The 15,357-nt window shown below is 34.5% G+C and carries 14 protein-coding genes, 1 tRNA gene and 1 pseudogene; 6 read left to right on the top strand and 10 right to left on the bottom strand.

Translation table 11 applies throughout. The features are described 5' to 3' along the window. Nucleotides 1-343: 343 nt before the first annotated feature. From ACHRV5_RS17330 to ACHRV5_RS17375, 10 genes are all read right to left on the bottom strand, one after another. Complete coding sequence (locus ACHRV5_RS17330; protein WP_395427600.1) at nt 344-1,567, bottom strand: sterol desaturase family protein; 1,224 nt, start codon at nt 1,565-1,567, stop codon at nt 344-346. A gap of 129 nt (nt 1,568-1,696) precedes the next feature. Then, a complete protein-coding gene (locus ACHRV5_RS17335) occupies nt 1,697-2,983 on the bottom strand; it encodes a Glu/Leu/Phe/Val dehydrogenase (RefSeq protein ID WP_395427601.1) in 1,287 nt (428 codons plus the stop codon). Nucleotides 2,984-3,436: 453 nt separating this feature from the next. Beyond that, nucleotides 3,437-4,288, bottom strand: coding sequence for an EamA family transporter (locus ACHRV5_RS17340; RefSeq protein WP_395427602.1), 852 nt, complete (start codon nt 4,286-4,288; stop codon nt 3,437-3,439). Between the two features lie 61 nt (nt 4,289-4,349). After that, entirely contained in the window at nt 4,350-4,943 is a 594-nt protein-coding gene (locus ACHRV5_RS17345; protein WP_395427603.1) for a 2OG-Fe(II) oxygenase, read from the bottom strand. 315 nt (nt 4,944-5,258) lie between these two features. Next, nucleotides 5,259-6,722, bottom strand: a complete 1,464-nt coding sequence (locus tag ACHRV5_RS17350) for an AAA family ATPase (protein ID WP_395427604.1) — start codon at nt 6,720-6,722, stop codon at nt 5,259-5,261. Nucleotides 6,723-6,830: 108 nt separating this feature from the next. Beyond that, nucleotides 6,831-7,949, bottom strand: coding sequence for a VWA domain-containing protein (locus tag ACHRV5_RS17355; RefSeq protein WP_395427605.1), 1,119 nt, complete (start codon nt 7,947-7,949; stop codon nt 6,831-6,833). A gap of 106 nt (nt 7,950-8,055) precedes the next feature. Continuing rightward, nucleotides 8,056-8,454: a YchJ family protein gene (locus tag ACHRV5_RS17360; protein WP_395427606.1), complete on the bottom strand. Its 399-nt coding sequence runs from the start codon at nt 8,452-8,454 to the stop codon at nt 8,056-8,058. Further along, the gene (locus ACHRV5_RS17365; protein WP_047777341.1) at nt 8,426-8,659 is read right to left on the bottom strand and encodes a hypothetical protein; all 234 of its coding nucleotides are present in this window, start codon (nt 8,657-8,659) and stop codon (nt 8,426-8,428) included. Before ACHRV5_RS17365 ends, ACHRV5_RS17360 begins: the two co-directional genes overlap by 29 nt. A 155-nt stretch (nt 8,660-8,814) precedes the next feature. Beyond that, entirely contained in the window at nt 8,815-8,964 is a 150-nt protein-coding gene (locus tag ACHRV5_RS17370) for a hypothetical protein (RefSeq protein ID WP_230002348.1), read from the bottom strand. Then, a complete protein-coding gene (locus tag ACHRV5_RS17375) occupies nt 8,964-9,503 on the bottom strand; it encodes a hypothetical protein (RefSeq protein WP_395427607.1) in 540 nt (179 codons plus the stop codon). The genes ACHRV5_RS17370 and ACHRV5_RS17375 overlap by 1 nt, the downstream gene beginning before the upstream one ends. An 89-nt stretch (nt 9,504-9,592) precedes the next feature. On the opposite strand from ACHRV5_RS17375, the gene ACHRV5_RS17380 reads away from it, so the two are divergent. From ACHRV5_RS17380 to ACHRV5_RS17405, 6 genes and pseudogenes are all read left to right on the top strand, one after another. Continuing rightward, a complete protein-coding gene (locus ACHRV5_RS17380; RefSeq protein WP_047777125.1) occupies nt 9,593-9,844 on the top strand; it encodes a hypothetical protein in 252 nt (83 codons plus the stop codon). Between the two features lie 290 nt (nt 9,845-10,134). After that, nucleotides 10,135-10,575 carry a KTSC domain-containing protein gene (locus ACHRV5_RS17385; RefSeq protein WP_047777121.1) on the top strand — a complete coding sequence of 147 codons (441 nt, stop codon included), beginning with the start codon at nt 10,135-10,137 and terminating at the stop codon, nt 10,573-10,575. A gap of 260 nt (nt 10,576-10,835) precedes the next feature. Then, the gene (locus ACHRV5_RS17390; protein ID WP_047777119.1) at nt 10,836-11,597 is read left to right on the top strand and encodes a DUF4369 domain-containing protein; all 762 of its coding nucleotides are present in this window, start codon (nt 10,836-10,838) and stop codon (nt 11,595-11,597) included. Nucleotides 11,598-11,615: 18 nt separating this feature from the next. After that, nucleotides 11,616-12,002: pseudogene (locus tag ACHRV5_RS17395) on the top strand (TlpA family protein disulfide reductase); the annotation flags it as partial. A gap of 940 nt (nt 12,003-12,942) precedes the next feature. Next, nucleotides 12,943-13,026 (top strand) — tRNA-Tyr (locus ACHRV5_RS17400). 791 nt (nt 13,027-13,817) lie between these two features. Then, the coding region (locus tag ACHRV5_RS17405; protein ID WP_395427608.1) for a SprB repeat-containing protein at nt 13,818-15,357 on the top strand (1,540 nt) is incomplete at its 3' end.

The following is a 15,357-nucleotide window of genomic DNA, read 5'->3' on the forward strand; positions in this document are numbered from 1 at the left end:
GTTCTGAGTTTTCAGGAGCAAAGTTGCAGAGGTTTGAGCCTACTATCTTGTCATTTCGGTACTAGAAATCACAACAGAAATTCTGCATAAAAAATCGCCAATCTTTGTTGATTTGCGAGTGTGATTTCTCGACTTCGATCGAAATGAACAAATGGGGAGACGATTGATAATTAATTCGTGGCAACGAAAACTAAACGCGAATAAATGCCACAGATTACACTGATTTGCACAGATTAAAAAATCATTTAAAATCATTTAATCTGTGGCAAAAAAAACGCCGCGAATTACACGAATTCCCACAAATTAATTCGTGTAGATTCGTGAAATTCGTGGCAACAAAAAACTATTCCGAAGTTTCTAGTTGAAGAACAACATTCTGATAACGCTTGCTAAGTGAAAATAATTGCTCAGCGAAAATCATTATTGCTAAAGGAATAAAGAAAAAAGAAGTTAAGTTTTTCTCATATAAAAAATAGACTGCAACCATATAGATCCTGGCATACTCGAGATAATAAATCCATTTTCTTTGTTCTAATAAAGCACCGCAATTCACTAACGTAATCAATATAAAGAACAACACAAAAACCTTATCGAAGGTGCTTAACAACTCAAAATAATACGTAAAAGCAGTCAGAATCAAAGTTGAAACTCCTAATTGAATGTACAGATAATTCTTAAACCGAAGTCGCTGATTGGGATTGGCTTTGTCCTGTAGAAAACGTTTTTCTAAGATTGGACGTATGTCTTGATCCATATGAGCCGGGCTTCCGAACACAGCTTTCCACTTTTCTTTGAATCCTTTTGAACGTTTCCATAGTTCGTAAATTTCAAAATAATAATGAAAATGCTGCCACAAAAAACTATAGCTTTTGAGTGGATGCGTTAATCCATATTTTGGTTTTTCCTCTTCGGTTTGGAAAGTGCCGAAAAGATGGTCCCAAAAGGTGAACATATCTCCGTAGTTTTTATCTAAATATTTCTCATCAGAGGCATGATGAACCCCATGTACGGAAGGCGTCACAAAAATATACTCCAGCCATTTTATCTTTCCGATAAGCTGTGTATGGGTGAAAAACGAATAGGCGCCATGAACAATTAACATCGTAATGACCATTTTAGGACGAAAACCTATAAAAGGAAGCACACACCAAAATCCGGTTCTGATAATGGCCTGAAAAGTTGTAATTCTCGCCGCCGCAGTAAAATTAAACTCTTCGCTATGATGATGCACAATGTGCGCCGCCCAGAAAAAATTGACTTCATGTCCTAATCGATGGTACCAATACCATACAAAATCGGTTGCGAGAATTAAACCGAGCCAAACAAAAATAGTTGACGGGATATCAAAAATGTGATAGTGATCGTAGATGTAATCGTACAATTGGTAAAAACTTGCCGCAATAAATAAATTGATTAATCTTTCGGCTATACCAATACTAATATTCGAAACTGAGCTTTCATAATTGAAAATTTCCGGTCTTTTTTTTCGCTGCACTATTTTATATTCAATAAATAAAAAAAGGAAAAAGGCAGGCATTGCGAAGGCAAGAAAATTAATATGTTCCATTTTAAAAATTACTTTACTGCATTTATAAATAATTCAAAAAGAAAATATTTTCACCAATCAACGCAACATCCAGCTACAGAATGGCATCGATTGATGAAAATGATCTTACGCTGATTTTAGAGCGAATTTTTAATTTTGTTTATATTTCAAAGCATCCAACGCAACTTCTTTAACCGACTGCGTTACGGCAACTTTTTGCAAGGCAAGAATATAAGCAGCAATACGTGGCGTAACGTTGTGTTTCTTTGCTGTTCTGAAAACAGTATCAAAACTCTTCTCTAATATTACCTCCAGACGGGTATTAATCTGATGCATTCTCCATGATTCTGAAAGTGAATTCTGAAGCCATTCAAAATACGAAACGGTAACCCCACCAGCATTGGCCAGAATATCCGGAACAACCAAAACATTATTGTCATGCAAAATTTTATCCGCATCGGAAGAAACCGGGCCATTTGCGCCCTCGACTATAATTTTGGCACGAATGTCGTTGGCATTTTTTTGTGTTATCACGTCCTCTTTTGCTGCCGGAATCAAGACATCAACATCCAAAAGCAACAACTCTTCGTGTTGAATCACAACCGAATTCGGATAACCTTTTATGCTTTTATTGTTTAAATTATAATACAAAATAAGCTCGGGAATATTGATCCCATCCGGATTGTAAAAAGCTTCTGAAACATCACTAACCGCAACTATTTTCAATCCTTTTTCGAATAAAAACAAAGCCGAATGCAAACCTACATTTCCAAAACCCTGAATTGCCGCACTTGCTCTTGCCGGTCTTATTTTTAATATCTGAAGTGCCAGTAAACTAATGATACTAACACCTCGTCCGGTTGCTTCTACTCTACCCAATGAACCTCCGGAATGCAAATGTTTTCCGGTAACTACAGCGTGAGTTGTTTTGCCGTGTACCAGCGAAAATTCATCCATCAGCCAGCCCATTTCGTCCGGACCGGTTCCCATGTCGGGTGCGGGAACGTCTTTTTCAGGTCCAAAAATATCGGATAAGGCTTTGGTATAAGCTCTGGTTATTTTCTCTAATTCTGTTTTAGAATGTTTTCTCGGATCACAAATGATTCCGCCTTTAGCACCTCCAAACGGAATTCCCGTTACGGCAGATTTCCAGGTCATCCAAGCTGCCAATGCCTTTACTTCGTCAAGGTTTACAGCGGTATCATAACGTATTCCTCCTTTTGACGGGCCCAAGGCTGTATTGTGAATTACACGATAACCTTCAAAATTTTGGACTTCTCCATTGTCTAAAACTATAGAAAAGTTTACAACAATCTGCTTTTCCGGACGTTGCAATTTTTGTCTGATCGATTCTTCTAAATTAAGAATATCGGCCGCAATATTAAATCGATCAATCATAGATTGAAAGGGATTCTGTTTAATTATTTCTGTGCTCATAGCTCTTTATCTTTTTATTAGGGTTATGCTTTCCTGCTTTAAGTGTTCAAAGTCAGAAAGTGATTTCTTTTACTACTCTGTTTAGTTAAGATTGCAACTGCTGCATGGAATTTTTATCAGACAGCACTGCATCATTGTATTTCTATTTCGATTCGGTCTCATATTTTATTTTTTACTAATTCTAAAAAAAAGCCTTTCATGGTGCGTGAAAGGCTAAAAAAAAAATAACAAGTAGATCTTCTATTAACGCCATATCATAACACAATTCATCATGCAACACATCATTAAGCTGCACATAAATTGACTATTATTTGGACTAGAGTTTTTCATTGTTATTGCAAATTTATAAATTACTTCTTATATTCTATAGAATTAGTAGAATTAATTTCATATAAAATGAAAAATAGTACAAAAACCATTGTAAATAAAGCGTTTACAATATTATAAAAACAACTAAAATTGCGACATAACAATCAAAATGATGGCAATTAATGCTAAAATGATCCCCACAAAGTTGATTTTCGATAATTTTTCTTTGAAAAAAAGTAAACCAATAAGGCTTCCCAGGATTATAACGCCCATATTCATTCCGGCAAAAACGGTAGAAGGATTGTCCGAAAAAGCTTGATGTGCTTTCAAGTAAAACAAAATATTTCCGAAATTAAAAAGACCAACCAATGCTCCAAAAAGAATGTTTTTAGATTCTAATTTTCCTTTTTTTACTACTACTTCATAACCTACAATGCTCAGAGCAACAACCAATGCAATGGCAAAAACAACAAATAAAGAAGTCGTATAGGGTAAAGTTGTGTATAGTGCTATTTGCTTAAAAAGAATATCGATAACGCCAAAACCAAATAAAACAGCTGCAGGATAAATCCATTTGTTCTCCGTATTTTCAGTTTGTTTTTTTAAGATTAGCAAAAGTGCCAAAAAGCCAATTATAAGTCCGATAACTTTATAGGAATTAAATTCTTCCTTAAAAATAAACCAGGCGGCAAGAATCGGAATAAACAGTGATAACCGTTGTGCAGTATCCGTTTTTACAATTCCCATATGACGGATTGAAGCTACCAGGAAAAGAAAAATTACCGGCAACAGAACTCCAATTAAAAAGTAAATTCCCCAAGGTGCAGCTGAATTTACTGCATTTAGATCGGGACTAAATGTAAAATAACAAAGTAATAACGCAAATACATAATTGAAAGCTACAATCTGAGTTGGATTGGTTGCATATTTTCGTGTGATTTTAAAAATAACACCAACAATTACACTGCAAAATATACTTAGAATAAGGAATAACATACTATTTGATTTTGCAGACAAAAATAACGTTAATCCTTATTATAACTTCCAAAAAAGAATATTAATCGCTCTTTAGCCAACCCGTAATACTCATCCGCGTATTCTGAGTTACCAAAACTTCATGTATCAATTCATCACTTTTAAAGAAAACAGTTTTACCTTGTGTTGGCGCAATTTTCTGATTATTGTTTACTTGATGAATTAACAATTCTCCACCATCAGCTTCCTGCCAATTGCCGTTCAGATAACAAATCATTGAATACTTTCGGCTCGGATTATTTTTAAACTGATCTAAGTGTTTGAGATAAAAATCTCCTTTTTCGTATAAAGCATAATGAAATTCATAACTGGTAATTCCGGCATAACAACTTTCATTTAAATAAAGTATAAAAGCGTCAATCTTGGCGAAAAATTCATTTTCAAAAACATTATTATGTTTTTTATCCAGCCAGTAAATCGAATCACTTCTTATAGCGTCATCATATGCTGGTCTTTCATGATTTCCAATTCCGGCAGCTAACAACATTTTGTTTTGATTTAAATCGAGTAAATTTTGTTTTAACTGATTTGCTAATACAGGACTCAAAAAATCTTCCGCTATTCCAACATTATTCTCAATATACGAAGCAATTAAATCTTCAAAACTATCTTCCATTTTATTTTTAGGAAAGACTGCAATTACAGCCAACGGAACAAGGTAGATGATTTTAAACTAGTAAAGCCTTTATTTTCAAAATAAAAAAACCGATCGCCTTTAATTGGCAATCGGTTTTTCTACAGAATTAACAGATTTTGAAATCTTTCAGGTTTGTTATTATTTTTAAATTTTACTGATATAACTTACGTATTAAACCCGACAGGTTTTAAAAACCTGTCGGGTTTGTTTTTTAAATTATTTAAAATTTACTAATACAACCTACATATTAAACCCGACAGGTTTTAAAAACCTGTCGGGTTGTTTTTTAATTATTTAAAATTTACTAATATAACTTCCGTATATATCTTTAAACTGATGTCCTTTTGCGAAGCGATCTTTGCTTAGTTTTCGATATTCTACCAATCCCCATAAAACAAATTCTTTTACAAAATACCTGTCTTTTTTATCCAATTGCGGATGGTATTTTTTTACCAAAGTCTCTAAAGGAGTTACTTCATCCAGTATACCTTGATAGTCCGCATCTGAGCAATCGTCCAACAGTTCAAATCCGCTCTCTGCAAAAAACCAATCAATAATATCGGAATACGGAGTTTTCTCATCCGGTTTTTCGAGTTTTTCAATCTTAGGGAAAAGTTGCGAAAACAAAGTACGAACGGCTAATCCGATCAGATTTTGAGCCACAGCGGCTGCTCCCTCCTGCTCTCCTTCGTAAACCAACTCTACTTTTCCGGTAATAGATGGAATCACTCCTATAAAATCTGACAAACGCAAGGTTGTTTTATCAACTCCTGCAATCAAAGCACGACGTTCTGCAGTACTGATTAAATTCTCAAATGCTGTAATACTCATTCTGGCACTTACACCACTTTTATTGTCAATGTATTCGCTGTCACGCGCTTCAAAACTTATTTGTTCCAAAATGTCTTTTGCCAGACTTGGTACATAGACAATTTCACTTTGATTTTCGTCTAATTTCGCTTCTTGCTCAGTAATTGTTCTGGCAATTTCTACTGTCTCCGGATAATGGGTTAAAATCTGAGAACCGATTCTGTCTTTAAGTGGTGTAACAATACTTCCTCTATTGGTATAATCTTCCGGATTTGCAGTAAAAACAAACTGCATATCAAGCGGCATTCTCAACTTAAAACCTCTAATCTGAATATCTCCTTCCTGCAAAATATTAAACAAAGCCACCTGAATCCTGGCCTGTAAATCGGGTAATTCGTTAATAACAAAAATGCAGCGATTTGCTCTCGGAATCATTCCGAAATGGATCACGCGGTCGTCTGCATAAGATAACTTTAAATTGGCCGCTTTTATCGGATCAACATCACCTATTAAATCTGCAACAGTAACATCCGGAGTGGCCAGTTTTTCAAAAAAACGATCGCTTCTGTGCAACCACGAAATTGGCGTCTCTTCACCTTTCTCCAAAATAAGATCTTTTGCGAAGCGGGAAATCGGATTTAAAGGATCATCGTTTATTTCAGAACCGGAGACAAACGGAATGTATTCGTCTAACAATTCGATCATTTTACGCGCTAATCTGGTTTTAGCTTGACCACGAAGGCCTAATAAATTAATATTATGACGGGACAAAATAGCGCGTTCCAACTCTGGAATTACGGTATTTTCAAAGCCATGAACGCCTTCAAAAACAGGCTGTCCTGATTTAATTTTTTCTCTAAGATTTTCTCTCAATTCGTCTTTGATCGATTTGGTTTTATATCCTGATGTTTTTAATTGACCTAATGTATTTATGTTTTCTATTTTCATGTTAATTATTTAAAAATTTGGTGGAGACGCACTGCTGTGCGCCTCTACGTGCGTCTCTAATGCTGTTTGTGGAGACGCACTGCTGTGCGTCTCTACTGGTGTGCGTCTCTACCTTACCCGTTTTTTTCTATTGGTTTCATAATCTTCAAAAATCATTTCCCCCAGACCTTTTAATCCGGTATAAAATGCTTTACCCTGATTGGCTTCCGTGAAATGATTCACAAAACGTTGCAAATAGGGATCATTTGCAATCATAAAGGTCGTAATCGGGATATGTAATTTTCTGGCTTGTTGTGCTTGTGTATAACATTTGTCTACGATATATTCGTCCAAACCGTTACTGTTCATATAATAGGAACCATCACGCTCGCGAACACAACTCGGTTTTCCGTCGGTAATCATGAAAATTTGTTTGTTGGTATTTCGTTTTCTACGCAAAATATCCATCGCCAATTGCAAACCGGCAACGGTATTGGTATGGTAAGGACCAACTTGCAAATACGGTAAATCTTTGATTGGAATCGTCCAGGCGTCATTTCCAAAAACCAAGATATCGAGTGTATCCTTTGGGTATCGTGTTGTGATTAATTCAGCTAATGCCATGGCTACTTTTTTCGCCGGCGTAATACGGTCTTCCCCATACAAAATCATACTGTGACTGATATCAATCATCAGAACGGTACTCATTTGTGCTTTGTATTGGGTTTCTTCGACCACCAAATCATTTTCGGTAAGCATAAAACTTTCCACACCATTATTTATTTGGGCATTTCTTAAACTTTCTGTCAAAGAAATACGTTCCAGGCCGTCTCCAAAACTAAATTCACGGAATTCGCCTGTATGTTCGTCACCGTTTCCGGCATATTTGGTTTTATGATTTCCGTTACCGGAACGCTTCAAATTACCGAAAATCTGATCCAAAGCTTGTTGCCTGATGGCTCGTTCTGTTTTTGCGGTTATTCCAAAACCAGAAGTACCGTCTTCTTTGGCTTCGTCTTTTATATAACCTTTCTTTTTCAGATCTTCAATAAAATCATCGATAGTGTAGTGCTCATCGGTGAGTTTGTATTCCTTATCCAATTCGCGAAGCCAGTCTATAGCTTCATCAAAATCTCCTGAGGTATGAGTGATAAGCTCCTTGAAAATCCCGAAAAGCTTTTCAAACGGAGACTGAAACGGGGCTTCGTATGTCTTAAAGTAAAAACCTTTTTTTAATTCGTTTTTCATAATTCTAAAATTACGGTTTTTTAGAATTATGAAAAACGAAACGCTTATTAATTTTTAGTTAAAAAAAATGCCGGAAATAGTCTGAAATTAGCTCCGAAATTGTATATTATTCAAACTTTCCGTCGAAATAAAACCAGCTATTATTTTCGAATTTAAAAGTAGAAAATTCGTAATGCGTTTGGGGTTTACGCTCGCTGTCTAAAAAGTACGCTTTAAATTCGACTGTTGTCTCGGCAAAACTTATAATTTCTAATTTTTGCCATTCATTAGCAGTCGCCCAATTCAGTATTTCGGCTTTTGAATAATATGGTCTTTCCGAAACATAAGTTGTTTCTAATAGATAATCGGCATTATGAGTTGCGTAGGCCGAATATCTGGAACGCATTAGAGCCAATGCGGTTGGTGCTTGCTGATTCTTGTCAAGATACAATCCACAACACTCATCAAACAACAAACCGGTATCACAGAAGCATTTTTTACTCTCCATCAACCTGCTCTTCTCCATTGATTTTCACATGCAGCTGATTTAATAAAACCTGGTACCTGCTAATTTCTCTTAATTCTTCATCTTCTTCTGCAAAATCAAGTAATTCGTCAAGAGTTTCGCTTACTTCCAGTAATTTATTATTGGCTTCCTTCTCTTGTTTGGCAGCGATTAAATCAATTATCTCTTGTACACTTGTTTTTAAATCTTCGAATTTTGTATTCATATTTTATGTTGTTTTATTTTTTTGCCACGAATTTCACTAATTATCGCGAATTACTTTTTGAAAATAGTCGCCATCATAATTCAGTTAATTATCAAATATCTTCAAATTATTAAGTATAAGATTAGTGACAATTCGTGAAATTCATGGCAAACGTACTATTCCTCAGTAGCCTTATCTTCGTTAAACTTTTTTATAATTTCTTTTAGCTTTTCTTTACGCGCAATTTCAGCCTGTTTCACTTTGTTTTGGGCTTTGTGCAATTTGTCATTGTGCTTTTTGATATTCCTTTCGTTGTTGCGTCCCATTATATTTCTCTTTTAATTTCTTCTAATGTTTTTTCAGTAAAAATCAATTCTGTGATTATCTTCTCTCTCAAAACGTCTATATCTTCTTCAAAATGTTTGGCCCAAGAAGTCAATTGCTGCAGATTTCTAATTTGTTTGATCCGTTTTGTGGTTTCAAAACTAGTCCTCAAAATTGCTTTTTTATCATACTCCGGATTGTTTTTATGCTGATAATTGACCGTATTCTGATCAAAATCGGCCTGAATATAATACAATTTTTCTATTGCATTGTCAGGATAAAATTCGCTCCAGGCCGCAAAACCTATTTTTGTTTTTGACACTGTTTCCTGCTCCATTGCTACCAATCGCCATTTGCTGTTAGCCAATCTTCCCCAATGATTCGAAATCCTGTACATTCCGTTTTCGGTATAATAATAGGTACTACCGGCTTTACTTTCGAACTGAATTTTTAAACCTGTAATCGCATCCGGTAAAACTTCCTGAAAGACACAAAATGTATTTTTAAAAGAATTAGGATGGGGTCTAAAGTTTTTTTGCATATGCAAATATACTCAGATTGTCCTGAACTCCCTAAACCAAACGATATATTGATTAACTTTGCAACTTCAATTTAAAAACAAAGAAAGTTATGTCTAAAGACTCACACGATAAAATGATGCAAAAAGGAGTTTATACCGGCGTTATAGAAAAAGATGAAAACAACAATTATTTTTGTGGAGCATATCTTTTAGATTACAAAATTGCCCACACTAATTTTACTGTTGGCGATATGATTACGATCAAATCAATTATCGAAAATCCAAGCGATATTAGCTACGATAAGTATCCAAAAAAATCTAAAAACTTCGATAAGGCGAATAACAAGCCGGAGAATAAGTAACAAGAGTTTTCAGTCGCAGTTTTCAGTCGCAGTTTTCAGTCGCAGTCGCTCCTTGCACGCCAACTGTCTTTGCGACTGAGACTGAGACTGAAAACTGAGACTGAGACTGAAGACTGAGACTAAAAACTGGGACTGCGACTGAAAACCAAGTCCGGGAACTTTAAAAATTCTGAATATTTTTTCCTTGAAATCTAAAAAGTTAAAAAAAAGTGTACCTTTGCAAAAAAATTGTCGTTTTGAAGTATTAAATATTCATTTCAAACTAATAGACAAGAAGTTACCTTTTATTTATGAAAAAAATAGTTGAATACCGTAAGTTATTAAATGTAGACAAAACTGCAGAATTAAAAGATCTTAAAACAATTTATCGTAATGCGATGAAAGAATCTCATCCTGATAAATTTCAAGGTGATGATGCTGGTTTGAAAGCTGCAGAAGAGAAAAGTAAAGCGATCATTGAAGCTTATCACTTTTTGGTAAGTATTAATCCTGAAACGATTAAAACTAATTTACCTGAATACACTGAAACAATTTCGACTTGTTCTATTACAGATTATAAATTTGTTGAAGGACGTTTAATTATCGATTTCTCTAACGGAAGTGTTTACGAATACATCAGTGTTCCTAAAGCTACTTATGTAAAAATGGTAAACGCAGATTCTCCTGGAAGATTTGCAAAAAGACACATTTTGAACTCTTTTACTTGGAGAAAGAAAACAAATCAAGAATAGATTTACACACAAACTATCTATATAAGCATTCTGGCAACAGGATGCTTTTTTTATGTTTTTAAAATAAAAAATTGCGCTATTTACTTTGAAATAATAATAGCATTATAAGTTTCAGGCTCTTTTTTACAAACAAACAGCCTGACAACATGATATTTAACCCTAAAAAAACTATAACAAAATTTTAGGCGACAAAATTCTTTATATTTTATATTTTTAGATACTTTTGTTGCACAAATCAATTAACTAATTAATTTTTTATAATGAAAAAAATACTTTTTTTACTAACTGCTTCTGTAGCGATAATTTCATGCAGCAAAGTTAAAGACGGAGAATACCTAATTACAGGAACCGCAAAAGGAATTGAAAACGGAAAAACGATCATCCTACAAGGTCAGGACCCAGCAACAAAAATGACTGTCGCTCTTGACACTGTAAAAGTTGAAAACGGAAAATTCGAAATCAAAGGAAAAGTAACTGAACCGGCTTTTCATACTTTAATCCTTCAAGGAGCTAACAATCCAATCCCTTTTATCTTAGAAACAGGAGAAATTCTTGTTGCAGTTGATAAAGACAGCATCCACAAATCTAAAGTATCAGGTACTTACAATAATGATGAGTATACTACATTTAATGCTGAACTTACTAAAACTCAAAAAAGATTAGCTGATTTTCAGAAAAACAACACTCAGAAAATGCAAGCAGCTCAACAAGCTCAAGATACAGCAACTATCAACGGTTTGATGAAACAATACATGACTATTCAAACAGAAGTACAAGCAGATTCTAAAAAGAAATATGTTGCTTATGCTGAAGGTCACCCAAAATCTTACATCTCTGCTTTGATCATTCAAGGTATGTTAGGAGATCCATCAACTGATATCAAAAAAGCTGAAGCTTTATACAACTCTTTAGATGAGTCTTTAAAAAACACGATTCCTGGTAAAGAAATCAAAACAAAAATAGGTCAAGCAAAAATGCCTGCAGTTGGTGCTACAGCTCCTGCCGTTGGTAACGCTAAATGAAGATCTGATTTTTCTGCGCCTAATCCGGAAGGAAAAGTTATTTCACTTAAACAAAGTTTAGGAAAAGTAACTATTGTAGACTTTTGGGCATCTTGGTGTGGGCCATGCAGAAAAGAAAATCCTAATGTTGTAGCTATTTACAAAGAACTACATTCAAAAGGATTAAATATTGTTGGTGTTTCTTTAGACAAAGAAGCCGGTGCATGGAAAGAAGCAATCGCAAAAGATGGCCTTACATGGACACAGGTTTCTAACTTAAAATACTGGGAAGAGCCAATCGCGAAACAATACAATGTTGAATCGATTCCAGCTACTTTTATACTTGATGCAACCGGTAAAGTAGTTGCTCAAGACTTAAGAGGCCCCGAATTAAGAGCAAAAATCTTAGAACTTTTGGCTAAATAACAGCCGTCGGAATACCTTAAAAAAATCTCCCTTAGTGGAGATTTTTTTGTTATGTGAGGGTTTTTCTTGGGGGTTTTCTTGGGGGTTTTGTTTCAGGTTGAAAGTTTCACGTTTCAAGTTTCAGGTTTCAGGTTTCAGGTTAAAACTGGGAGCGTCTTATCTCAATTTACTTTGACTGGTTAAACGCAAAAGCTACCAATTTTCTTCAAAGGGTGTTGTTTTTAGCTCTTAGAGACACAAATTCTTTTTCTGTAGATTTTCACTAAGACTGTTCGTTTTTGTTTCTTAGCGCACGACTTAAACACTATTGTTCTCAAAGTACCTTAGTCTTTAATCGTAATCCTATAATAAGCTTTAAATATTGTGCGCTGTTGTTGCAAATCTTTATCATAAGAAGAATAGCTAACCTCTCAGAAGCGAAAACACATAGTTTTGGCTAAAGCCTCTCTATATCCTTTTTTTTATCTCCAGCTAAAGCTGGAGGCTATTAAACAAAACGTTGCCGCTTTATCTCTTTATTTCTTTGTCCCTTTGTCTCTTTGTCTCTTTGTCTCTTTGTCTCTTTGTCTCTTTGTCTCTTTGTCTCTTTGTCTCTTTGTCTCTTTGTCTCTTTGTCTCTTTGTCTCTTTGTCTCTTTGTTTCTTTGTTTCTTTGTTTCTTTATTACTTTCACTGTTTTCATCAGAAAAAACAACTACTCAGACTAAAAAAAGATACATCTTAAGAGCAAAAACTCTAGGGCTTTCTACTAAATGACTTCAATATTCGGAACAAAGCAAAAAAAATCGTTGTTTGATACTTTTTTATTTTATTCAACACCAATGAGTTAAAAAACATCTTTAAAATAACTTAAAATTAAGTTCGGTTTTTGTTTGTAAACATAGAAAACGTTCCTATATTTGCAACCGCTTAGCACAACAAAGCGCAACAAAACAAGCTTCGGGGAGATACTCAAGCGGCCAACGAGGGCAGACTGTAAATCTGCTGTGTGAACTTCGCAGGTTCGAATCCTGCTCTCCCCACCAAAAAAGTCCTAATGAAAATTAGGACTTTTTTTTATTTCAAAAAGACTCAAAAATTGTGAGAAGATCTGAAAATTTAAGGATTAGAAATGACTGAGCGCTCATTATCTATTTTTTCCGGTCAAAAGAAAGCCTACCGTATTGCCTAATTTATCTACCGCTATATATAAATAACATCAAATACCTTTTACTTTGATATAGGTCTTATCCAATCTACAACTCTACTCCACTCTACCTTTTCTCTTCTTCATATCTGCCTCAAGCAAAAGTCAAACTTTTAAATCCAATGCTGAATCGTGCCATGATCTACAATCACTCCTCTAATCTTCATTATTTCTTCAACATCCCAATAACTAAGTGTAAATTTTAATTTGAAATATACTGACTGAAGAATTATGTATTTTGGAAAATAATAACCTTTAGTATTCATTTTTTGATCGGTTTAAAATTCTAAAGACAAAAGTTATTCCAAGATGCGACAGATTTTTTTGGTATCCTTTAATAAATCATTTTATAATTTGCAAAATAAAAACTTATTCTGAATACAATAGACCATTTTTTTGCGATTATCAAGTTGAAAACTACTTTTCAACGAGTATTTAAGTAATTCAAAGATAAAGGAAATCAAATCAAAATAAACATTATAATTTTGATCTCGTAATTAATATGTTAATTTTTTAAGATAATCTTAATCTCGACTTATTACCGCTCCTTAATTTTAATCAACTTTAAACTGATTAAAAACACGCAAAAAGTTCATAGTACATCCTGTCAAATTTTAAAAATAAGAGATTATGAAAAACATTACTTCTTTTTTTAAAAACCTGAAAAACGTTTTCATAACGTTGCTTCTAATATTTAATATTTATTCTTCATTTTCTCAAGTAGATTTAAGAACCTGTGGTTTTAGTTGTACATCAAACAATTATACGCTAACAGATGTGTATCTAAGTCTTTCCAATGTAAATGGAGTTCCCATTACCAATACAACCTGCACAATTGGTCAAGTACAGCAGGTTTATATTTATCTTAATTACTCTTCCAACTCAAATTCCAGTATCCACTTTGCACGATTAAATTCCGATTTAACTATTGCAGGAACTACCACTTTTTTAAATGTTTTATTAGGAGATATTGTTCCTGGGTCAAATAAAAAGTTATTATATGGTCCATTCAACTGGACTTGTGGGGACGAATTAAGCCTTACAAATACAATAATAGCTTGGAAAACGAATAGTAATAATGATCCTGGACCAAACTATCAATGTAGTAGTTTTTCAAATTCTCAATGTGATTTTACAAATTCATTTATTATTTCTAAACCTTTAGCAGTTCAGTTCAGTTACAAAGCATGTAAGGTTGGTACAAATACAACAGTTAACTTTACATCGACAACAAATGGGGGAAAACCTCCTTATACCTATGCTTGGGATTTCAAAAATGATGGTGGGGCACCCGATTCAACTATAGCTAATCCAACCTATACTTATACAACTTCAAATAATACGGCAAAATTAACCGTTATAGATTCCCAAAACATATCAAATTCATATACACTTCAAATAATAGAGCCGACTGAACTAATGTTGAGTGAAACCCATACCAATGTAGGTTGCAGTGGGGGTACTTCTTCTATCACATTAAATGTCGCTGGTGGTACACCTAATTATACATATCTATGGAGTACTGGTGCTACTACGAAAGATTTGGCAAATGTTACCTCCGGAACCTATACCGTTACCGTTACGGACAGCAACAACTGTACAAAACAACTTTCTGTAACAATAACTAATGGAGATACAATTAAACCGATAATTGCTCCATTACCTTCTCCTACAACGATTAATTGCCCAAACACACCTGTATTTGATCAAGCAACAGCTACTGATAACAGTGGGACAGTCACCTCGCTTACATTCGTTGATGTAAATACCCCCGGATCATGCCTTGGTAAGTACTCAATTACCAGAACGTGGACAGCAAAAGACGCCTGTAATAACACTTCACTTCCAGTAAGTCAAACAATAAATGTTGTAGATAATACACCTCCTACTTGGACTACAGCACCAACGAATCTTAATGTAACTTTACAATGTAGTAATACTGCAGGTTTAGCTAATGCTCAAGCTCAATTCCCAGTGGCTACAGATGCTTGTGATACGGATGTGACCAACATTGTAAAAGTAAGCGGTGCTTTTGTAGCTTCGCAAGGTTGTGCTAACGCCGGAACATATACTAATACTTGGACTGTTAATGATGATTGCGGAAATACTTCTGCTATTTTCACTCAAATCATTACTATCGAAGATACTACTGCTCCTACTTGGTCTACTC

This window comes from Flavobacterium sp. FlaQc-52, from assembly GCF_044007495.1.
In the GTDB taxonomy this organism is placed as follows: Bacteria; Bacteroidota; Bacteroidia; order Flavobacteriales; family Flavobacteriaceae; genus Flavobacterium; species Flavobacterium cupriresistens.